Here is a 19,954-nt window from a genome sequence, read left to right on the forward strand (position 1 = left end):
GTCTACCTTGATCGGAAGAATGTCGTCGAAGAGGAGTGCCAACCGTGTCAGAACAGCCGGCCGACGAGACCGCCGTGCAGTCCATGGAGCGAGAGCTGCAGGCAGCACAGGCGCAGGTGCGTGACGTGGAGTCGATCCTCCGCGCGGCACTGGCTGAGGACGAGCGGCTGGCGGCACTCGCGCGGGAACAGCACTGATGGCCGACGAAGAGCAGGTCGCGTGGCTGACGGATCAGATCGCGAACTCGCTGACCAAGGCCCAAGTGACGATGAAGGCCGTGGCCGACAGCACGCATGAGTTCGACCGGGTGATGGGTCGCCGGCTGGAGGATGTCCGGACGCTGCCGGACACCGCCAGCCGGGTGCGGAGAGCCGAAGGCGAGGGGAGGGTGGCTCGCAACGGCGACGAGCGCGACCAGGCCGATCGCGTGGTTCGCGGTGGGTTCCGGAGTGCGCAGGAGACGGCGGGCCAACTGGCGGGGCGGCTCGGTGACGCGCAGCGAGAGCTCGGCGAACTCCGCGAGGACATCGAGCGGAGTTCGAAGATGCTCGCGGGCGGTACCAAGGCGCTGGACGAACTGGAGAGCCTGCCGGGCCGGAAGACGCCCGAGACCGAGAACCTGCGGAGCAGGCTGGAGAACTTCCGGCGCGGTGTCGATGCGGCTGCCACCAACCTCGACCAGGCGATGGGGCGCCTGCAGACGGCTCGCCGGACGGCCACCGAGTTCGAGGTACGGCCGATGGCGATCGACGACAGCGGCCGGGTCTCCGGGGCGATCGAAGCGACAAGCTCCGACCTGAAGACCGAGGTGAAGGCGGCTCGCGCTGGGCTCGAGGGTCTCACCAGGCAGGTCGACAACGACCAGCCCAACGCCCACAAGGCGGCCGCGCAAAGCGTCGAGCTGGCGAACGCGGCACGAGCCGGGCTGAACCCCACCCAGCCGTCAGCCCAACGGGCCACTGCCGGCAAGGCGGAACAAGACCTGCGCCACCGCGAAGGCGCCCAGTCCGCCCTCCGCGGCCTGGACCGCTAGCAACACACCAGCACTCAGCGGCAACCAGCCGCAACCCAGCGACGCTCAGCGGGCACCCAAACCCACGGCACCCGAGCGGCGGTCAGCGGCGGGGGGACGGTAGGAGGCCGCGTTCTATGGCGACTGTGACGGCGCGGGTGCGGTCGTCGACGTCGAGTTTGGCGAAGAGACGCTGGAGGTGGGTTTTGACGGTCGCTTCGCCGATGAACAGTTCACGCCCGATCTCCGCGTTGCTGAGTCCCCGGGCGACCGCTGCCAGGACCTCCAGTTCGCGAGGTGACGGCTGGGCCGCGGCGGGTGCGGCCGGAGTACGGAGGCGGGACATCAGGCGGGCTGCGACCGGTGGTGCCAGCACTGTCTCGCCGCGTGCTGCCGCCCTGATCCCGTCGAGCAGCTCGGCATGCGGAGTGTCCTTCAACAGATAGCCGGCAGCTCCCGCCTCGACGGCGTGCAGGATGTCGGTGTCCGTGTCGTACGTCGTCAGCACCAGCACCTTCGTCTCGGGATACACCGAAACGATCGCTCCCGTGGCCGAGACCCCGTCGCGCCGCGGCATCCGGAGATCCATCAGTACGACGTCCGGCCGGGTGGCGTCGACCAGCGCGAGGGCCTCCTCGCCGTCACCCGCCTCGCCGACCACCTCGATGTCGTCGGTCACCGCGAGCATCCCGATCAGCCCGGACCGGACCACCGGGTGGTCGTCCACCACCAGCACGCGAACCATCAATCCTCCTGACCCGTCGCCGGGATGAGTACCTGCACCCTTGTACCGCGCCCTGGCGCGCTGTCGACCGACACCGTTCCGCCGGACTCCTCGACCCGCCCCCGCATCGCGGCCAGCCCGTATCCCGACGGCCGCGCCGACGGCGTGAAGCCCGACCCGTCGTCACTGATCTCGATCGCCACGCCATCGGCCGACAGACCCAGTCTGATCTGGACCCGAGTCGCCCCGGCATGTTTGCGGACGTTCGCCAGCGACTCCTGCGCCGCCCGCAACAACACCACCTGCTGACCCTGCGGCAACGCGGCCACTTCGTCATCCGCCATGTCCAAGGACACCTGTACGTCGACCCCGGTCTCCGCCGCGAACCGTTCCCCTTGCCGCCGCAGTACCTCGGCCAGTGTCGCCCCGCTCAACGCCACCGGCGTGAACGCGGCCACCAGTGCCCGGGCCTCGGCCAGATTCTCCCGGGCCGTGTCCTCGATCGCGGCCAGCCGGGCCGCCGCGGGATCGACCGCGCCGCGGGAGAGCTCGACAGCGGCCGTCTGCGAGAGCATCACGATGCTGGTCATGCCCTGCGCCAGCGTGTCGTGGATCTCGCGGGCCATCCGCTCCCGCTCGGCCATCACCCCGGCCGTGTGGTGCGCCTCGGCGAGCTCGTCCCGGGCGGCCTCGAGTTCCTCGATCAGCGCGGCTCGCTGCTGGCTCTGGGAGATCACCTTCTCGATCCAGATGCCGAACAGCATGCTGACCGCCAGGCTGATCACCATCCACGGCAGGATGTCCCAGAAAGCGTCCATCGACCAGCCGGCCGCCCAGAGCTGAGCCGTGCCGACGGCGACCAGCAGCACGATGCTCAGCGACACCGCGTCCAAGATCCGCTCGCTGAGCAGCCAGATCTGCGGGGAGACGATGAAGAGCAGGAAGATCGACTGCGGGTAGAGCGCGACGGCTCCGCTGACACACGCGATCATCAGGGCCCGGTAGAGATGAGCCTGCCAGCGGATGCGGTTCACCATGGCCGGCATCGCGAGCAGGCGGTAGATCAGCGCCAGCGTGCCGGCCAGTGCCAGATAGGCGACCCGCCGGCCGCTGGTGAGCTCGTCGGTCACCAAGGCGGCGACCGCGGTGATGCCGAGCAGCGCGTAGAAGACGAGGTGCCAGGCGATCAGCGTGCGGGTCCAGACCGGCTGGTCGATCCGGGCGCTGGGGAGATCCATGGTATCCATCCTCCTCCAGATCGACTGCCGGCCGGGCACCGTGTCGCTGATCGCCACGGGACCGACGCTCAACCGGCGTCCCGGCGGGTCCAGCGGAACACCCGCTGGGCGACGATCAGGCCGACCACCAGCCAGACGGTGAGCACGATCGCGCCGAGGCCGAGCTGCCACGAGCCACCCGGCTCGTTCACGACGAACCCATCGGGCAGGAACACCGACCGCATGCCCTGGGCCAGCCACTTCAGCGGGAAGACCGAGGCGACGTTCTGCATCCAGGACGGCAGGCTGCTGTAGACGAAGTACACACCCGACATGAACTGCAGCAGCAGGACCACCGGCGTGATCACCGCCGAGGCGGCCTTGCCTGACTTCGGTACGACGCTGAACGCGATCCCCAGCGCCGAGCCTGAGGCGGTACCGAGCACGAAGATCCAGACGAAGTTGACCCACTTGGCCGGGTCGGTCGGCAGGTCGACGCCGAGCAGCAGCCCGGAGACCGCCAGCAGCAGGGCGATCTGCGCGACCGAGGTGATCAGCACCTGGCCGATCTTGCCGATGAAGTAGGCCTGCGGCGGCATCGGCGTACCGCGCAGTCGCTTCAGCAGGCCTTCGTCGCGCTCCAGCGCGATGCTGATCGCGAGCGACTGGAAGCTGCTCAGAAAGATGCCGGAGGCAATCATTCCGGGAGTGAAGTAGGTCGCGGCGTTGACGCCGCCGTCGAACTCGGTACCGCTGAAGACCGCCGAGAAGATGCCGAGGAAGATGATCGGGAAGAAGAAGGTGAAGATCAGCGCTTCCTTCTCGCGGAAGAACTCGCGGACCTCCAGCTTGGTCCGGGCCAGGCCGACCGCCAGGGTCGAGGGCAACGGTTTCGTGCTGCTGACGAAGGCCATCAGAGTGCTCCAGCTTCGATCGCGACGGGCTCGGCCGGCGCGGTCGCCGCCTTGCCGATCAGTTCCAGGTAGATGTCTTCCAGGCTCGGCCGCCGGACTTCGAGATCCGGTACTTCACCGCCGAAGCGGGCCATCAGCGCGGCCACCTCGGTCGCGGGCCGGTCGGTGCGCAGTTCGTGCGGGCCGTCCGCGTCGGTCCAGGTGACCCGTGCGGTCCGGGCACCCCGGCCACCGAGGGTTTCCGGCGTACCGACCTCGACCATCGCGCCGTCGGCGATCACGCCGACCCGGTCGGCGAGGTGCTCCGCCTCGTCCAGGTAGTGGGTGGTGAGCAGGATCGTCGTACCGCCGGTGCGCAGGCCCTCGATCAAGGTCCAGAACTGCCGGCGCGCCTCCGGGTCGAAGCCGGTGGTCGGCTCGTCCAGGAACAGCAGCTCCGGGTTACCGATCACGCCGAGGGCGACGTCGAGGCGGCGGCGCTGACCACCGGACAGCTTGCGCGGCCGGGTCTTGCGCTTGTCCTCCAGCCCGACGGCGGCGATCACCTCGTCCGGGTCGCGCGGGTCGGGGTAGTAGGAGGCGTAGTGGCTGACCAGTTCTGCGACGGTCGACTCGGCTTCGTCCCGCGAGGTCTGCAGCACGATGCCGAGGCGGCTGCGCCACAGCCGGTCACCCTGGGCCGGGTCCGAGCCGAGCACGCTGATCTCACCCTCGTCCGCACGGCGGTACCCCTCCAGCACCTCCGTGGTGGTGGTCTTGCCGGCGCCGTTCGGGCCGAGCAGGGCGAACACCTCACCCCGGTGGATGTCGAGATCGAGGCCGCTCACGGCGATCTTGTCGGGGTAGCGCTTGACGAGTCCCCGGACCCGCACCGCGTCGGCTGTCTGTGTCATGCCTCAACCTTCCCGCCGAACCACCCCACCCAGGGAGCGCCGGACGACGGACCGGCTGTCCCCCGATCGGTGGACACCGGAGGGGACACCAGAGTGGGCACCAGGGCGGAAATTCGGCGCGGCGACGCGCCTTGTGGGGCTGACGCGGGACAGGAGTGGCGGATAGCGTCGGGGGATGAGTCAGACCGTGCGTGGAGTCGTCGCCCTGGGCAAGGGCGCGCCAGTGACCATCGAACAGATCACCATCCCCGACCCGGGTCCGGGCGAGGCCGTCGTGAAGGTGCAGGCGTGCGGCGTCTGCCACACCGACCTGCACTACCGCGAGGGCGGCATCAACGACGAATTTCCTTTCCTGCTGGGCCATGAGGCGGCGGGTGTCGTCGAGGCGGTCGGTGAAGGTGTAACCGATGTCGCTCCCGGCGACTTCGTCGTACTGAACTGGCGGGCCGTCTGCGGCAACTGTCGCGCCTGCCTGCGCGGGCGTCCGTGGTACTGCTTCAACACGCACAACGCCAAGCAGAAGATGACCCTTGCCGATGGCACCGAGCTGTCGCCCGCGCTCGGTATCGGAGCCTTCGCCGAGAAGACGCTGGTCGCGGCCGGTCAGTGCACAAAGGTCGACCCGGCGGCCAAGCCCGAGGTGGCCGGCCTGCTCGGCTGCGGCGTGATGGCCGGCCTCGGCGCGGCAGTCAACACCGGCAACGTCGGACGCGGTGACACGGTGGCCGTGATCGGCTGCGGTGGAGTCGGTACTGCGGCCGTCGTCGGCGCCCGGGTGGCCGGAGCCGCCCGGGTGATCGCGATCGACATCGACCAGCGCAAGCTCGACGTCGCGCAGGAGCTCGGCGCGACGCACACGATCAACTCGAAGGGACTCGACCACGACGCCGTCGTCGCGGCGGTCCAGGAACTCACCGGTGGGTTCGGCGCGGACGTGGTGATCGACGCGGTCGGCCGCCCGGAGACCTGGAAGCAGGCCTTCTATGCGCGTGACCTGGCCGGCACGGTGGTGCTGGTCGGCGTACCGACGCCGGACATGACGCTCGAGATGCCGCTGCTCGACTTCTTCGGCCGCGGCGGTTCGCTCAAGTCGAGCTGGTACGGCGACTGCCTCCCGAGCCGCGACTTCCCGATGCTGATCGACCTGCACCTGCAGGGGCGGTTGCCGCTGGACCGGTTCGTGTCCGAGACGATCGCGCTGGACGAGGTCGAGGCGGCCTTCGCCAAGATGCACCACGGTGACGTGCTGCGTTCGGTGGTGCAGTTCTGATGCCGGCCCGGATCGAACGGCTCATCACGTCCGGCACGTTCAGCCTCGACGGCGGGACCTGGGACGTCGACAACAACGTCTGGCTGGTCGGTGACGACGACCAGGTGCTCATCATCGACGCGGCGCACAGCGCGGAGCGGATCATCGAGGCGGTGGGGGATCGCGAGGTGGTCGCGCTGGTCTGCACGCACGGGCACAACGACCACATCAACGCGGTCGGCGCCGTCCGTGACGCGCTCAAGTGCCCGGTGTGGATCAGCTCGGCCGACAGCATGCTCTGGGAAGTCCTGTACGACGAGGCTCCCGACCACGACCTGACCGACGGCACCACCTTCGAGGTGGCCGACAGTGTGCTCCGCGCGATCCACACGCCAGGTCACAGCCCCGGCAGCACTTCCCTGTACTCCGAGGACCTCGAAGCGGTCTTCACCGGCGACACCCTCTTCCAGGGCGGCCCGGGCGCGACCGGCCGCTCGTACTCCGACCACCCGACGATCCTGCGTTCGATTCGCGAACGCCTGCTCACCCTCCCACCTGGCACAGTCGTCCACACCGGCCACGGCGACACCACCACCATCGCCGCCGAGTCCCTCACCATCCTGTAGGTCCGGCGGGCATCGAGCAGGTCAGGCGAGCTTCTGGCATTCTCCGCAGGTGCCGAAGATCTCCAGGGTGTGGCTGATGTCAGCGTAGCCGTGCTCGGCCGCGACCTTGTCGGCCCAGCGCTCGACGGCGGGGCCCTCCACCTCGACGGTGCGGCCGCAGTTGCGGCAGACCAGATGGTGGTGGTGCCCCTTCGAGCAGCGCCGGTACGCCGTTTCGCCGTCCGCGGTGCGCAGGACGTCGACCTCGTGCGAGTCGGCCAGTGCCTGCAAGGTCCGGTAGACCGTGGTCAGGCCGACGGCCTCACCCGCACCCCGGAGCTCCTGGTGGATCTCCTGGGCCGTCCGGAAGTCGTCGAGATTGTCGAGCACGGAAGCGACCGCCGCGCGCTGACGGGTCGAGCGTGTTCCGATGGCCACCGTTCCTCCTGTCATCTCGTCACCGTGATTCCCGCGGCAACCCGGCCAATTCTCGCAGAGACGGCAAGTCAGTGCTCATCCCAGTGGTCTCCGTGCGCCGCGTGCAAGTGGCCGTCGTGAACGTAGTCGACATGGTCGCCATGCTCAACCTTGGGGTGGCCGCACTCGGGGTCGTGGGCGTGCTGGTGGGCAGTGCTCACCACATGCGGTGCCGGAGCCGGCAGGCCGACCTCGGGCTCCTCGTCCGGCAATGGCGCGCGGACGCCGCGGCGACGCCGTACCAGGGCGCCTGCGATGGCGGCGACCACGAAGCCGCCCAGTGCGAGGACCACGATGGTGGCGCCGGGGGCGACGTTCGCGTTGTAGGACGTGATGATCCCGGCCAGGCAGGCCGCGACCCCGATGGCACAAGCAGTGGCGAAGGTACTACGGAACGACCGCGTGAACTGCTGCGCGGTAGCCACCGGCACCACCATCAGTGCGCTGACCAGCAGCAGGCCGACAGTCCGCATCGCGACGGTCACCGTGACAGCGGCCATCACTGCGATCAACAGGTTGAGCAGCTGCACCCGCAGGCCCGTGACCCGCGCAAACTCCTCGTCCTGGCACACCGCGAAGAGTTGCGGGCCCAGGCCGATCGCCACGACTAGTACGGCGACCGCGAGCCCGACGACGACGTACAGGTCGGACGGGGAGACGGTGGTGAGCGAGCCGAACAGGTAGGTGTTCAGTGTTGCGGCACCTTGCCCGGCCAAGCCGATGAGCAGTACGCCGCCCGCAATGCCGCCGTAGAAGAGCAGGGCGAGAGCTACGTCGCCACTGGCCTTGCCGCGTGCCCGGACCAGCTCGATCGCGGTAGCACCGAGGATCGCGACCAGGATCGCGGTCAGGACCGGCGCAGTACCGGTCAGCAGGCCCAGGGCGACACCGGTGATGGCGATGTGGCCGATGCCGTCGCCCATCAGGGACAGCCGGCGCTGGACGAGGTACGTGCCGATCGCGGGCGCGGACAGGCCGGTGAGCAGTCCGGCGATCAGCGCGCGCTGCATGAACTCGAGCTCGAACATCGTCATGACAGCCACCCCGGCTCGTCGTGGACCGACCCGTGCGGGTGGACGTGGGCATGGGTCTGCGAGGCGTGCGGCGGTCCGTCGTACACGATCCGGCCGCGGCGCAGGATGATCGAGCGGTCGATCAGCGCGTCCATCGGGCCCAGGTCGTGGCTGACCATCACCACGGTCGTGCCGCGGGCGACCCGCTGCCGGATCGCGTCGGCGAAGACGGCCTGGCTGGCCAGGTCGACGCCGGCGGTCGGCTCGTCCAGGATCAGCAGCTCGGGGTCGGAGACCAGCGCGCGGGCGATCAGCACCCGCTGCTGCTGACCGCCGGACAGTTCGGCGACGCCGTCCTTGCGCTGGGCGGTCATGTCGACGATCTCCAGCGCGTCGTTGATCGCGGCCCGGTCGGCCGCCGTCAGCGGCCGGAACAGTCGCCGCTTGGAGAGCAGACCGGACGCGACGACCTCGGCGACAGTCGCCGGTACGCCGCCCGCCGCGGTGATCCGTTGCGGTACGTAACCGATCCGGTTCCACTGCCGGAACCGGCGGATCGGAGTACCGAAGACCTTGACCTCGCCGCGGGCGGCCGGCAGCAGGCCGACCATCGTGCGGACCAGAGTGGACTTGCCTGAGCCGTTGGTACCGAGCACCGCGACGACCTCGCCCGGGCGGATCTGCAGATCCGCTCCGCGCAGGACGAGACGACCGCCCAGGTCGACCGAGAGATCGGTGACCTGGACGGCTGGCTCAGCAGTTCTGGGTGGTGTCACGCGCAGCTGTTCGCCTTCCGGAGCTCCTGCAGATTCTCGCGCATCAGCGTGAGATAGGTCTCCTGGGAGTTCGCGTCCGACAGCCCCTCGATCGGGCTGAGGACCGCGGTCTTGACCTTGACGTCGCGGGCGATCGACTCGGCCACCTTGGGGCTGACGAGCTCTTCGTAGAAGATCGTGGTCACCTTCTGCTTCCGCACGATGTCCTGGACCTCCTTGATCCGCGCCGGGGTCGGCTCGGCGTCCGGGGTGAACCCGGCGATACCGACCATCGTCAGACCGTACCGCTTCGCGAGGTAGGCGAACGCCTCGTGACTCGTCACGAAGGTCTTCAGCTTGCAGTTGGCCAGCCCGGTCTTGAAGTCGGTGTCGAGCTTGTTCACCTCGCCGACCAGCTTGGCGGCGCGCTCCTGGTAGCCGGCCGCGTTGCCGCTGTCGACCGCGACCAGCTTGTCCGTGACGGCCTGGACGACGGCGGCGTACCGGACCGGGTCGAGCCAGAAGTGCGGGTCGAGCTCGCTCTCGGAGTGGCCCGCGGCTTCCGCACCTTCCTCGTGCTCCTCGAAGTCGGCACCGGTGGCCTCGAGCTTGGCGGCGGGCGCGACGTCGAAGCCGGCGGACTTGGCGTTCTGGTCGATCGCCTCGTCGACGGCCGGCTGCAGGCCTTTCTCGAACACGACCAGCTTGGCCGCCGCGATGGTCCCCACCTGCTTCGGGGTGAGCTCCAGGTCGTGCGGCTCGACGCCGGGCGCGGTCAGGGTGGTGACGTTCACGGCATCGCCCCCCACCGACCGGGCGATGAACTCGAGCGGGTAGAACGAGGCGACCACCTCGAGCTTGTCACCGGAGCCGGTGGATCCCCCGGCAGCGTCGTCACCGCAACCTGCCAGAGTGATGACTGCGAGGGCGGCGAGCCCGGCAACGACAGCACGCGAACTAGATCTCATGACAATCATTTTCATTTAAGTGGGGATGGTTGTCAAAACAGGGAGTTGACGATGGCCAAGCGGACCGTAGGACGGCGGCGCGCCGACACCAAGCCGAACCGCGGGCGCCGGCTCGAAATTCCGGGCGGGCACGGTCACGGCCACGGCCATGGGCACGGTGACTCGGTGGTCGACACCTCGGTCGTCGACGCCGACGCGGTGGTCGCCCGGCGGGTCCGGGTCGTGGTCGCGGCGGTGCTGGCCCCGCTGATTGTGGCGGCCGTGATCGCCATGATCGTGCTCTGGCCGAGTGGCGACATGAAGATCGCGGCGGCTCAGCAGACCGGCGCGAGCGGCACGGTGACAGCGCTGAAGGCCTGTCCGAAGACGCCGGACGACTGCGACCAGGCGACCGTCAAGCTCCGCTCCGCGCCCGGCGCGGACAAGGGGCTCGACGTCCCGGTGGAGGTTCCGAAGGGCAAGAATTCGGCGGTTCCGATCAAGGTCGGGGACCGGCTCATCCTCGGGGTGCAGGACGGTGCACCGCTGACCGAGCGCTATCAGTACGTCGACCACGACCGGACGTTCCCGCTGGTCGCACTGGCGATCATCTTCGCCGTCGCGGTGGTGGCCTTGTCGCGTTGGCGCGGGATCGCGGCGCTGGCCGCCTTGGGAGTCACCGCGCTGACGGTGACGAAGTTCATCCTGCCGGCCATCCTGCACGGGTCGAATCCGCTGCTGGTGGCGGTGGTCGGCGGGTCCGTGATCATGGTGATCGCCCTCTACCTCACGCACGGCGTCAACGCGCAGTCGTCGGTGGCGCTGGCGGGCACGATCGCCTCGCTCGGGCTGACCGCGTTCCTGGGCTGGCTGTTCGTCAAAGTCAGCGCCTTCTCCGGGCTCGGTGAGGGTGCATCGGCGGTCAAGGCCTATGTGCCGGATCTCGATCTCGCCGGGTTGCTGGTGGCCGGCATCGTGATCGGATCGCTCGGGGTACTGGATGACGTGACGGTGACGCAGGCGAGTGCGGTCTGGGAGTTGTCCGCCGCCAACCCGGCCGCCAGCCGGGCGTCGCTGATCGGAGCCGGTCTGAGGATCGGGCGCGCGCACGTTGCCTCGGTGGTGAACACGCTGGTGCTCGCCTATGCCGGCGCCGCGCTGCCGATCCTGATGGTGTTCGCGATCGGCGGGGTCTCGACCGGCTATTTGCTCAGTACCGAGATCGTCGCCGTCGAGGTCGTCCGGGGTCTGGTCGGAAGCCTCGGAATCATCGCCGCCGTCCCGCTCACCACGGCGCTGGCCGCGATGGCCGTCGCCGACCGATCCCGCAATCTCGTCGCCGAGCCGCCAGCCGTTGCCGCGGCGGGGGAGCCGACCTAGAGTCGATAGTAGTCACGGAAAGTCCGCTTGTGACTACTTTTCGTGGTGGATTTGTGAGGAGCCGCCATGAGGTTTCGTCATGCCGACGGTTCGACCGTCCATCTCGCCTACTGCACGACCGTCCACCCGGCCGAGGATCTCGACGGAGTCGTCGCCCAGCTCGACGGTTGTTCCGCGCTGGTTCGCAAAGAGCTGGGCGTTCCCGTCCTGGGCATCGGCCTGTGGCTCGCCGCCCCGCTCGCCGACCGTCTCGCGAGCTCCGCCGTTGCCCTTGATCGGCTCCGCCGCGCTCTCGATCGCAACGGCCTCGAGGTCGTGACGCTGAACGGCTTCCCGTACGCCGGCTTCCGCGATCGCGTGGTCGGCAAGAAGTTCTACCTGCCCGACTGGACCGAGCCCGCGCGCCTCCGCTACACCCTCGACCTCGTCGAAGTACTGGCCAAGCTCCTGCCCGCCGACGCGGCGTACGGGTCGATCTCGACGTTGCCGCTGGCCTGGCGTGCGCCGTGGGACCGCGCGCGGGAGTCGCAGACCCGCGACGCCTTCAACCGCCTCGAACTCCGCCTCACCCGCGCCGAGGAAGCCACCGGCCGCCGCATCAGGGTCGCGGTCGAAACCGAACCCGGCTGCGTCCTCGAGATGATCCCGCAGGCGGCCCACTGGCTCATCCCGTACTCCGCTCAGTCCCTGCTCGGCCTGTGTCTCGACACCTGCCATCTCGCGGTGCAGTTCGAGCGACCCGCCGAGGCGTTCCTCACCTTGTCGCGAGCCGGCGTGGAGGTCGTGAAGGCCCAGCTGTCGGCAGCTCTTCACGTCTCCCATCCCGATGACCCGGCCGCCCGCGAACTGCTCCGGGAACTCGCCGAGCCGAAGTACCTGCACCAGACCCGCGAGTACGGCGGACCTGGAATCGACGACCTCGACCAGTTGTCCGGTCATGCCTCCTGGCGAGTCCACTTCCACGTCCCCGTCCACGCCGCGCCTCGACCGCCGTTGACTGGTACTACGGACGTGATCGACGAGACCCTGCAGTACCTCGTCGGGGGCGCTCATCCGCTGACCCATCACCTGGAGTCCGAGACCTACGCCTGGTCCGTCCTCCCCAAGGCGCCCAAGACGCAGCAGGAACTCGCGGAGGCCCTCGCCCGAGAACTCGGCTGGCTCCGCGACCGACTGGTCGGCCTCGGACTGGAGGAGATCACCTGACCGTTGCTGCCGGCAACAGCTTCAGGCGGACTCGCGGATGACGAGCTCGGTCGGCAGGGTGACAGAGTCAGCGCTGCCGTTGGCGAGCAGGTCGAGCAGCAGCCGGACGGTGCGGGCCGCCTGCTCGCCCATCGGGCTGCGGACCGTCGTGAGCGGGGGAGCGGTGTAGAGCGCGGCCTCGATGTCGTCGAAGCCGACCACCGCGACGTCGTCGGGGACCCGCCGACCCGCCTCGCGCAATGTCCGCAGCGCGCCGATCGCCATCAGGTCGTTGGCCGCGAACACCGCGTCGAGCTGCGGATCGTCTTCCAGCAGCTGACTCATCGCCTCGGCGCCGGAGATCCGGGTGAAGTCGCCGAGGGCAACGATCGACCGGCGGCCGGTGTTCTTCAGGGTCTGCCGGTACGCCGTGAGCCGCTGCTGCGCCGCCTGCATGTCGAGCGGCCCGGAGATAGTGGCGATCCGCTGCCGGCCCTGATCCAGCAGGTGCTGGACGGCCTTCGTGGCACCACCGAGGTTGTCGTTGTCGACGGACGGCATCAGGCCGGGAGTCGCGAGTCTTCCGTGCGACACGATCGGCAGTCCGGTCCTGGCCAGTACTGCGGGCAGCGGGTCCGAGCCGTCCATCGAGACGAGCATCGCGCCGTCCACATGACCGGCCGCGAGGTACTGCTCGGCGCGCAGACGACTCTCGTCGGATCCGGCCAGCACGAGCGACACCTGCTTGCCCGCCGCTTCGAGTTCACGCGAGGCAGCGCGGACGACCATCGCGAACATCGGGTCGTCGGAGACCAGGCCGGCCGGGGGGTCGGAGACGATGATCGCGATCGTGTTCGTCTTCTGGGTGACCAGGTTGCGGGCCGCGCCGTTCGGCACGTAGCCGAGCTCGGTGACCGCGGCCATCACGATCTGGCGGATCTCGGGCGCGACGGTCGGCTCGCCGTTGATCACCCGGGAGACGCTCGACTTCGACACCCCGGCCCGGGCCGCGACTGCGTGCAGCGTCGGTCGTCGCACGCGCACCCCCTCGGTCGGCCTCGCTAGGGGAGCGTTCCCCAGGACTGAGCATCCCGGCGGCCGCCGGACCTTGTCAAGGCATGTCCCCGGCTGCGGCCGCGCTGTGCCCGGATCGGCACGAGACCTTGACACCGTTCCCTGAGCACGCTTTTCTCAGACTCAGGGAACGTTCCCTCAGTTCGCCGCCCGCCCGCCCCAGGAGATGCCATGCCATCCCTTTCTCCCGTGCTGCCCCGCCTCAAGATCGCCGCCGCACTGGCCGTCGCTGCGAGCTTCGTGCTCGCTCTGCTGGTCAGTCCACCCGCCGATGCCGCCGACACGCTGTTGTCCCAAGGCAGGCCCGTCACCGCGTCCTCCGCCGAGAACGTCGCCTTCCCGGCGTCCGCCGCGGTCGACGGCAACCCCGGAACGCGGTGGTCGAGCGGCTTCAGTGATCCGCAATGGATCCAGGTCGACCTCGGTCAGACCGCCACCGTCAGTCAGGTCGTGCTGAGCTGGGAGGCGGCGTACGCGAAGGCCTTCCAGTTGCAGGTCTCCGCCGATGGCACGAACTGGACTTCCATCTACACGACCACCACCAGCACCGGCGGCGACCAGACGCTGCCGGTCTCCGGCTCCGGCCGGTACGTCCGCATGCTCGGCACCCAGCGCTCCACCCAGTGGGGCTACTCGCTGTGGGAGTTCAAGGTCTTCGGTACGACGTCCAGCGGCCCTGGCCCCGGCAGCAAGCTGCTCTCGTACGGCAAGACGGGCGCAGCCTCGTCGCAGCAGCACGACAGCAACTGCTGGGAGTGCACCCCGGCTCGCGCCTTCGACCTCGACCCGGCCAGTCGCTGGGCCACCACGACGGACAGCGGCTGGGTCGACCCGGGCTGGATCTCGGTCGACCTCGGCGCGACCGCCCAGATCGACAAGGTCGTCCTGCAATGGGACCCGGCCTCGGCGAAGTCGTACCAGCTCCAGGTTTCCAGCGACAACGTGAACTGGACGCCGATCTACAGCACCACGAACGGACTCGGTTTCAAGGAGACGCTCACCGTCAGCGGCACCGGCCGGTACGTCCGGATGTACGGCACGCAACGCAATACGCCGTACGGGTACTCGTTGTGGGAGTTCCAGGTCTACGGCACCGGTGGTGCGCCGAGCACCCCGCCCACGCCGCCGAGTGACCCGGCGAACCCGCCGCAGCTGATCTGGTCCGACGAGTTCAACGGCGCGGCCGGCAGCAAGCCGGACGCGGCGAAGTGGACGATCGACCCCGGCACCGGGCCGAACAACGAGCTCGAGTACTACACGAACAACAACAACGCGTCGATGGACGGCAACGGCAATCTGGTGATGGAGGCCCGCAAGGAGGCCACGCCAGGCTCGTCCTGCCCGACCGACCCGCTGACCGGCAGCGGCACCTGCCAGTACACCTCGCACCGGATGAACACCGGCGGCAAGTTCACCACGACGTACGGCAAGATCGAGGCCCGGGTGAAGATCCCGAAGGGCGCCGGACTGTGGCCGGCCTTCTGGATGATGGGCGCGGACTTCCTGACCGGCCGCCCCTGGCCGTACAACGGGGAGATCGACATCCTCGAGGTGCTCGGCAAGGACGTGAAGACGGCCTACTCGACCGTGCACGCACCGGCGTACAACGGCGGCGGCGGGATCGGCGGCTCGTACACCCTCCCGAACGGCGCCGACTTCTCCGACGACTTCCACACCTGGGCAGCCGCCTGGGACAGCAAGGGCATCGTCTACACACTCGACGGCCGGACGGTCTTCACCCTCGACAAGGCCCAGGTCGAGGCGACTCGCGGGCCGTGGATCTTCGACCACCCGTTCTACATCATCCTCAACCTCGCCGTCGGCGGCGACTGGCCCGGCCCGCCCAACGCCAGTACGCCGTTCCCCGCCCGCATGCTGGTCGACTACGTACGGGTGTACCGATGAGGTCGGCAAGGTACGCCACTCTGACCGTGGCGTTGCTGGCCGTGCTCGGTGCGTACCTGGTCGTGGTCAGCCGCCCTGCGCAGGCCGCGGAAACCCTGCTGTCGCAGGGGAAGCCGGCTCTCGCATCCTCGGTTGAGAGTGCCGCGTTCCCGGCCGCGGCGGCAGTCGACGGCAACAACGGCACCCGGTGGGCCAGCAGCTTCGCCGACAACCAGTGGCTCCAGGTCGACCTGGGCTCGTCCCAGAGCTTCAACCGCGTCGTACTGCGCTGGGAAGCGGCGTACGCGCGCGGTTTCCAGCTCCAGACCTCCTCCGACGGCAACACCTGGACGACGATCCAGACCACCACGAACGGCACCGGCGGCGAGCAGAGTCTCGTTGTCAACGGCAACGGCCGCTACGTGCGGGTGCTGATCACCCAACGAGCCACCCAGTGGGGCGCCTCGCTGTTCGAGTTCCAGGTGTACGCCGGTACGCCGGGTGGCGGGCCGGTCGTCCGGGTGGCCGAGTTCCTCGCGGACTGCCCGTACACGCATCGGCTGCCCGACGATCCGATCGTCTTCCCCAACCTGCCGGGCGCCTCGCACCTGCACAGCTTCTTCGGTGCGACGGTGACGAACGCGCACACCACCGTCGACGATCTGGTCAACTCGCCGACCTCGTGCAACCCGGCCGTGGACAGGTCGTCGTACTGGGTGCCGACGCTGCTGGTGAACAACCAGCCGGTCGAGCCGACCGGGACGACGTTCTACTACCTGGGCGAAGGGGTCCGGGACGACGTCATCGCGCGGATGCAGCCGCTGCCGTTCGGACTGCGGATCGTGGCGGGCAACGCGAAGGCCACCGGGCCGAACGACAACACCATCTCCCGCTGGTCCTGCCTGCACGCCGGTGACGCCGGTTCGGGGCATGACTTCATCACCTGCCCGGCCGGCACGATGCTGGAGTCCTACCTGGACTTCCCGCAGTGCTGGAACGGGCGCGACCTGGACTCGCCCGACCACAAGAGCCACATGTCCTACCCGGTCAACGGCGACTGCCCGGCCACTCATCCGGTGCCGGTGCCGAAGCTCCGCCAGGTCCTGCGGTATCCGGTGAACGGGCCGACGTCAGGATTCCGGCTGGCTTCGGGTGGTGGCTTCACCATGCACGGCGACTTCTTCAACGCCTGGCCGCCGGCCGAGATGGAACGCCGTGTCAACGACTGCATCCGCCCGATCATCAAGTGCGGGGCGGACGGCCGCCCCTAGTGAAAGCTCTCGTGACCTCCACCCTGCTGCTGGTGGTGGCGGCCTGCGGTTCCACTGTCGCCGCCTCCCCGCCACCACCAACAGCCGGTACTACGGCGCCGGCCTCGTTCAACGCCACCGATCTGGCGTGGATCCAGCTGATGATCCCGATGGACGAGCAACTCCTGCGGGTGCTGGAGTTGGCGCGGAAACAGGCCAGTACGACCGCGCTGCGCACGCTGGCCACCCAACTCCGCGCCGGTCATCGCGCCGAGCTGGCTCAGCTGATCGCTTTGCGGACAAGGGCCGGCGCGCCCACCACCAACCAGCATGAGGGCCACGACATGCCGGGGATGATGACCGAGGCCGAGGTCGTTGCTCTGGGCAAGGCATCCGGCGTTGCCTTCGACAACCTGTTCGTCAGGAGCCTGAAGGAACACCTGAAGCAGAGCATTGTCCTTGCCCAGGGCATCGGCACGGCAGGGCAGGAGCCGGCCGTGAAGAAGCTGGCCGGGTCGATCGCGGCGAGCCGTGCGGACCAGGTCGCCGCGCTGGGTCGGGCGGCGGTACGTACGCAGAAGTAGCGTCAACGTTTTTCACGTCCTCGTCGTGACGGCAGACACTACGCAACGAGAGCGGACGGCCACACCATGTGACAGAAGGATCAACCACAGGGGGAGGCCGGAGTGGAGCAGTACGAGCTTTACTGCTTGGCTGACGGACTGTTCTACGACACTCCGGCCAACCGCGGAGACGGGGAAGAGCCAGACTTCCCAGCCTGTAGCCGGCCGTTGCCGGACGGCTGGGAGCACCTCCCCGGCGACGTCTGGATGAACTACGCGCCGCGTGGCGCCGAGCTTCCCCAGCAGGGTTGGAAGATCCACGTCTCGGCCGGTCTCGAGGACGCCGAGAAGGCGATCGAGGCTGTCTGGGAGTACTGCGTGCCGCGCGGCCTGCCGTTCAAGTTCCTGCGCAGCAAGCCGGTACTGGTGATGTTCAACGCCAAGGCGGCCTTCCGCGGCTCGAGCGGCAAGCTCGTGACGATCTACCCTGCCGACGAGACCCAGCTCGAGCTGGTGCTCAAGGAGCTCGACGGCATCCTCGAAGGTATCCGGGGTCCGTACATCCTCAGCGATCTGCGCTACGGGGCCGGCCCGCTGTTCGTCCGGTACGGCGCCTTCGTCACCAGGTACTGCCTCTCGGAGACCGGCGAACGGGTCTACGCCCTCGCCGACGCGGAGGGCCGCCTGGTCCCGGACGTGCGGGGACCCACGTTCTCGATCCCGCCCTGGGTGACGCTGCCCTCGTTCCTGGAGCCGCACCTCGCGGCCCGCAACGCGGTCACCACGAACGAGCTGGCCTACCGCATCGAGAGCGTCATCCAGTTCTCCAACGGCGGTGGCGTGTACCTCGGCCATCACCGCGACACCGGCGAGAAAGTGGTGCTCAAGGAGGGCCGCCCGCTGGCCGGGCTGGACGTCCTCGGCCGGGACGCGGTCACTCGCATCGGCCAGGAACGCGACATCCTGCACCGGCTGGCCGGCCTGGACGTCGTACCGGCGGTGCACGACTACCTTGTGCTCGGCGATCACCACTTCCTGGTCCAGGAGTTCGTCGACTCCGATCCCTTGCAGCGCAAGATCGTCCGGCGCTATCCGCTGACCAAGCCGGATCCTTCGGCAACGGAGCTGGCGCAGTACGCCGAGTGGGCGTTCGAGATGCTGGCCAAGGTCGAGCAGGCCGTCGCCGCTCTGCACAAGCGGGGCGTGGTGTTCAACGACCTGCACCCGGGCAACATCCTGATCGGCGCCGACGATCGGCTGGTCCTGATCGACTTCGAGGTGGCCACACTCGTCACCGAGCAGGCTCGGTCGGCGCTGGCTCATCCCGGTTATGCCGCACCACCGGACCGGCAAGGCGCCGACGTGGATCGGTACGCGCTCGCTTGTCTCGCGATCGGCCTGTTCGCCCCGCAGTCCACGATGCTGCTGCGGATCCACCCGGAGAAGGCGAGTCAGCTGGCCGACCAGGTCAGCGAGACGTTCGGAGTACCGCGGGAAAGGCTGCGTACTGCGGTCGACACCATCCTTGGTGGGCGGTCGAGGACTCAGGCTGATCCGCCCTTGCCGGGCAAGGTGCCGTGGCCGGTTGCTCGTGACGCGATCACCAAGGCTGTTGTGGCCAGTGCTACGCCGGAGCGGAACGATCGGTTGTTCCCGGGGGACATCGCGCAGTTCGAGCCGGGTGGCGGGGTCAATCTCGCCCATGGAGCGGCCGGCGTGCTGTGGGCGCTCGATCGGTGCGGCGCGGGCCGCTTCCCGGAGTACGAGGGCTGGTTGCTCAAGCGGGTCCAGGAGCCGGACATCAAGCCCGGATTCTACGACGGACTCCATGGTGTCGCCTTCGTGCTGGACGAGCTCGGCTACCGCGAGGATGCGCTCGACCTGATCGAGCGTTGCCAGCAGCAACCAATCGACGGCCTGGAACTCGGCCTGTACTCCGGTCTCGCCGGCATCGGGCTCAACCTGCTCGGCTTCGGCGACCGCGCGGCCGCGACCCGCATCGTCGATCAGGTGGCAGACCGCCTCGGTGGACCCGACGACGTGCCCGAGCTCAGCGGCGAAGGACGCCCGCGAGCGGGGCTGATGCATGGATCTTCGGGCCCGGCCCTGCTGTTCCTGCACGCCTACGAGCAGTGGGGGGATGCGGGTCTGCTCGACCTGGCCCGGATCGCCCTCCAGCAAGACCTGCGCCGCTGTACGACGGACGACCACGGCATGCTGCAGATCAACCAGGGCTGGCGCACCTTGCCGTACCTCGAAGAAGGCTCGGCCGGGATCGCCCTGGTGCTGGACCGCTACCTGTCGCATCGCCCGGACGACGAGCTCGCACCCGCCCTGGACGCGCTGCGGAAGGTCACCCACTGCGGGTACTTCGTCCAGCCCGGCCTCTTCATGGGACGCGCCGGCCTGCTGCTGGCCGCGACCCAGCTCGACCCGGGCGTCCGCGATCAGCTGATCACCCGATTCGGTTGGCACGCCCTCCCGTACGGCGGCGGCCTCGCCTTCCCGGGCAACCAGTTGCTTCGCCTCTCGATGGACCTCGCCACTGGCTCGGCGGGTGTCCTGCTGGCGCTCGGCGCTGCTTCGCAGGAGCAGCCGACAGCCCTCCCATTTTTCGGACCCGCCCGGCGGTCCGTTCCCAACGATTCCTGGAAGGAGGTGTAGACAATGGCACTTCTCGACCTGCAAGGTCTCGACGCCCCGAGTGGCGGCGGCGGAGGGGGTGGCGGCAGCACGCTGACGGTTCTCGGCTGCGGCTCCCAGTCCCCGAGCAACGTCAGCCTGGTGTTGTGTCACTAGGCGCATAGGCATC

The 19,954-nt window shown here is 68.8% G+C and carries 20 protein-coding genes; 11 read left to right on the plus strand and 9 right to left on the minus strand.

The window, feature by feature from the left end:
- Positions 1-44 precede the first annotated feature (44 nt).
- On the plus strand, positions 45-197 hold the full coding sequence (locus AB0F51_RS20940) for a hypothetical protein (RefSeq protein ID WP_360282269.1): 153 nt from the start codon (positions 45-47) through the stop codon (positions 195-197).
- Complete coding sequence (locus tag AB0F51_RS20945) at positions 197-1,033, plus strand: hypothetical protein (RefSeq protein WP_360282271.1); 837 nt, start codon at positions 197-199, stop codon at positions 1,031-1,033. Before AB0F51_RS20940 ends, AB0F51_RS20945 begins: the two co-directional genes overlap by 1 nt.
- An 82-nt stretch (positions 1,034-1,115) precedes the next feature.
- On the opposite strand, the gene AB0F51_RS20950 is transcribed toward AB0F51_RS20945, so the two are convergent.
- From AB0F51_RS20950 to AB0F51_RS20965, 4 genes are all read right to left on the minus strand, one after another.
- A complete protein-coding gene (locus tag AB0F51_RS20950) occupies positions 1,116-1,757 on the minus strand; it encodes a response regulator transcription factor (RefSeq protein WP_360282273.1) in 642 nt (213 codons plus the stop codon).
- The gene (locus AB0F51_RS20955) at positions 1,757-2,974 is read right to left on the minus strand and encodes a sensor histidine kinase (protein WP_360282275.1); all 1,218 of its coding nucleotides are present in this window, start codon (positions 2,972-2,974) and stop codon (positions 1,757-1,759) included. The genes AB0F51_RS20950 and AB0F51_RS20955 overlap by 1 nt, the downstream gene beginning before the upstream one ends.
- 68 nt (positions 2,975-3,042) lie before the next feature.
- A complete protein-coding gene (locus AB0F51_RS20960) occupies positions 3,043-3,867 on the minus strand; it encodes an ABC transporter permease (RefSeq protein WP_360282277.1) in 825 nt (274 codons plus the stop codon).
- Positions 3,867-4,760 (minus strand): ABC transporter ATP-binding protein, encoded by an 894-nt coding sequence (locus AB0F51_RS20965; protein ID WP_360282279.1) that lies wholly within the window; start codon positions 4,758-4,760, stop codon positions 3,867-3,869. The genes AB0F51_RS20960 and AB0F51_RS20965 overlap by 1 nt, the downstream gene beginning before the upstream one ends.
- A gap of 175 nt (positions 4,761-4,935) precedes the next feature.
- Between AB0F51_RS20965 and AB0F51_RS20970 the strand changes: the two genes are divergently transcribed.
- The gene (locus AB0F51_RS20970; protein ID WP_360282281.1) at positions 4,936-6,030 is read left to right on the plus strand and encodes an S-(hydroxymethyl)mycothiol dehydrogenase; all 1,095 of its coding nucleotides are present in this window, start codon (positions 4,936-4,938) and stop codon (positions 6,028-6,030) included.
- Positions 6,030-6,635 (plus strand): MBL fold metallo-hydrolase, encoded by a 606-nt coding sequence (locus tag AB0F51_RS20975; RefSeq protein WP_360282283.1) that lies wholly within the window; start codon positions 6,030-6,032, stop codon positions 6,633-6,635. Before AB0F51_RS20970 ends, AB0F51_RS20975 begins: the two co-directional genes overlap by 1 nt.
- A gap of 21 nt (positions 6,636-6,656) precedes the next feature.
- Here AB0F51_RS20975 and AB0F51_RS20980 read toward each other — a convergent pair whose 3' ends face one another.
- From AB0F51_RS20980 to AB0F51_RS20995, 4 genes are all read right to left on the minus strand, one after another.
- Positions 6,657-7,052, minus strand: coding sequence for a Fur family transcriptional regulator (locus AB0F51_RS20980; RefSeq protein WP_360282285.1), 396 nt, complete (start codon positions 7,050-7,052; stop codon positions 6,657-6,659).
- A gap of 68 nt (positions 7,053-7,120) precedes the next feature.
- On the minus strand, positions 7,121-8,125 hold the full coding sequence (locus AB0F51_RS20985) for a metal ABC transporter permease (RefSeq protein WP_360282287.1): 1,005 nt from the start codon (positions 8,123-8,125) through the stop codon (positions 7,121-7,123).
- Positions 8,122-8,880 (minus strand): metal ABC transporter ATP-binding protein, encoded by a 759-nt coding sequence (locus AB0F51_RS20990; RefSeq protein ID WP_360282289.1) that lies wholly within the window; start codon positions 8,878-8,880, stop codon positions 8,122-8,124. Before AB0F51_RS20990 ends, AB0F51_RS20985 begins: the two co-directional genes overlap by 4 nt.
- A complete protein-coding gene (locus AB0F51_RS20995) occupies positions 8,877-9,827 on the minus strand; it encodes a metal ABC transporter substrate-binding protein (protein WP_360282291.1) in 951 nt (316 codons plus the stop codon). The genes AB0F51_RS20990 and AB0F51_RS20995 overlap by 4 nt, the downstream gene beginning before the upstream one ends.
- A gap of 51 nt (positions 9,828-9,878) precedes the next feature.
- Here AB0F51_RS20995 and AB0F51_RS21000 point away from each other — a divergent pair, with 51 nt between their 5' ends.
- Positions 9,879-11,186: a YibE/F family protein gene (locus tag AB0F51_RS21000; RefSeq protein WP_360282293.1), complete on the plus strand. Its 1,308-nt coding sequence runs from the start codon at positions 9,879-9,881 to the stop codon at positions 11,184-11,186.
- A 66-nt stretch (positions 11,187-11,252) separates the two neighbouring features.
- Positions 11,253-12,392 carry a metabolite traffic protein EboE gene (gene eboE, locus AB0F51_RS21005; protein ID WP_360282295.1) on the plus strand — a complete coding sequence of 380 codons (1,140 nt, stop codon included), beginning with the start codon at positions 11,253-11,255 and terminating at the stop codon, positions 12,390-12,392.
- Between the two features lie 21 nt (positions 12,393-12,413).
- Here the strand turns inward: eboE and AB0F51_RS21010 are convergent, their stop codons facing one another.
- Positions 12,414-13,409: a LacI family DNA-binding transcriptional regulator gene (locus AB0F51_RS21010; RefSeq protein WP_360282297.1), complete on the minus strand. Its 996-nt coding sequence runs from the start codon at positions 13,407-13,409 to the stop codon at positions 12,414-12,416.
- Positions 13,410-13,616: 207 nt separating this feature from the next.
- Here AB0F51_RS21010 and AB0F51_RS21015 point away from each other — a divergent pair, with 207 nt between their 5' ends.
- The 5 genes from AB0F51_RS21015 to AB0F51_RS21035 all read left to right on the plus strand — a co-directional run bounded on the left by AB0F51_RS21015 (position 13,617) and on the right by AB0F51_RS21035 (position 19,941).
- Positions 13,617-15,350 carry a discoidin domain-containing protein gene (locus tag AB0F51_RS21015; protein WP_360282299.1) on the plus strand — a complete coding sequence of 578 codons (1,734 nt, stop codon included), beginning with the start codon at positions 13,617-13,619 and terminating at the stop codon, positions 15,348-15,350.
- Complete coding sequence (locus tag AB0F51_RS21020) at positions 15,347-16,600, plus strand: DUF1996 domain-containing protein (RefSeq protein WP_360282301.1); 1,254 nt, start codon at positions 15,347-15,349, stop codon at positions 16,598-16,600. Before AB0F51_RS21015 ends, AB0F51_RS21020 begins: the two co-directional genes overlap by 4 nt.
- Positions 16,601-16,611: 11 nt before the next feature.
- Positions 16,612-17,163: a DUF305 domain-containing protein gene (locus AB0F51_RS21025; RefSeq protein WP_360282303.1), complete on the plus strand. Its 552-nt coding sequence runs from the start codon at positions 16,612-16,614 to the stop codon at positions 17,161-17,163.
- Positions 17,164-17,265: 102 nt separating this feature from the next.
- Positions 17,266-19,806, plus strand: a complete 2,541-nt coding sequence (lanKC, locus tag AB0F51_RS21030; RefSeq protein WP_360282305.1) for a class III lanthionine synthetase LanKC — start codon at positions 17,266-17,268, stop codon at positions 19,804-19,806.
- A gap of 3 nt (positions 19,807-19,809) precedes the next feature.
- The gene (locus AB0F51_RS21035; RefSeq protein WP_360282307.1) at positions 19,810-19,941 is read left to right on the plus strand and encodes a SapB/AmfS family lanthipeptide; all 132 of its coding nucleotides are present in this window, start codon (positions 19,810-19,812) and stop codon (positions 19,939-19,941) included.
- Positions 19,942-19,954: the final 13 nt, after the last annotated feature.

The sequence above is a fragment of the Kribbella sp. NPDC023855 genome, assembly GCF_040639475.1.
Lineage (GTDB): Bacteria > Actinomycetota > Actinomycetes > Propionibacteriales > Kribbellaceae > Kribbella.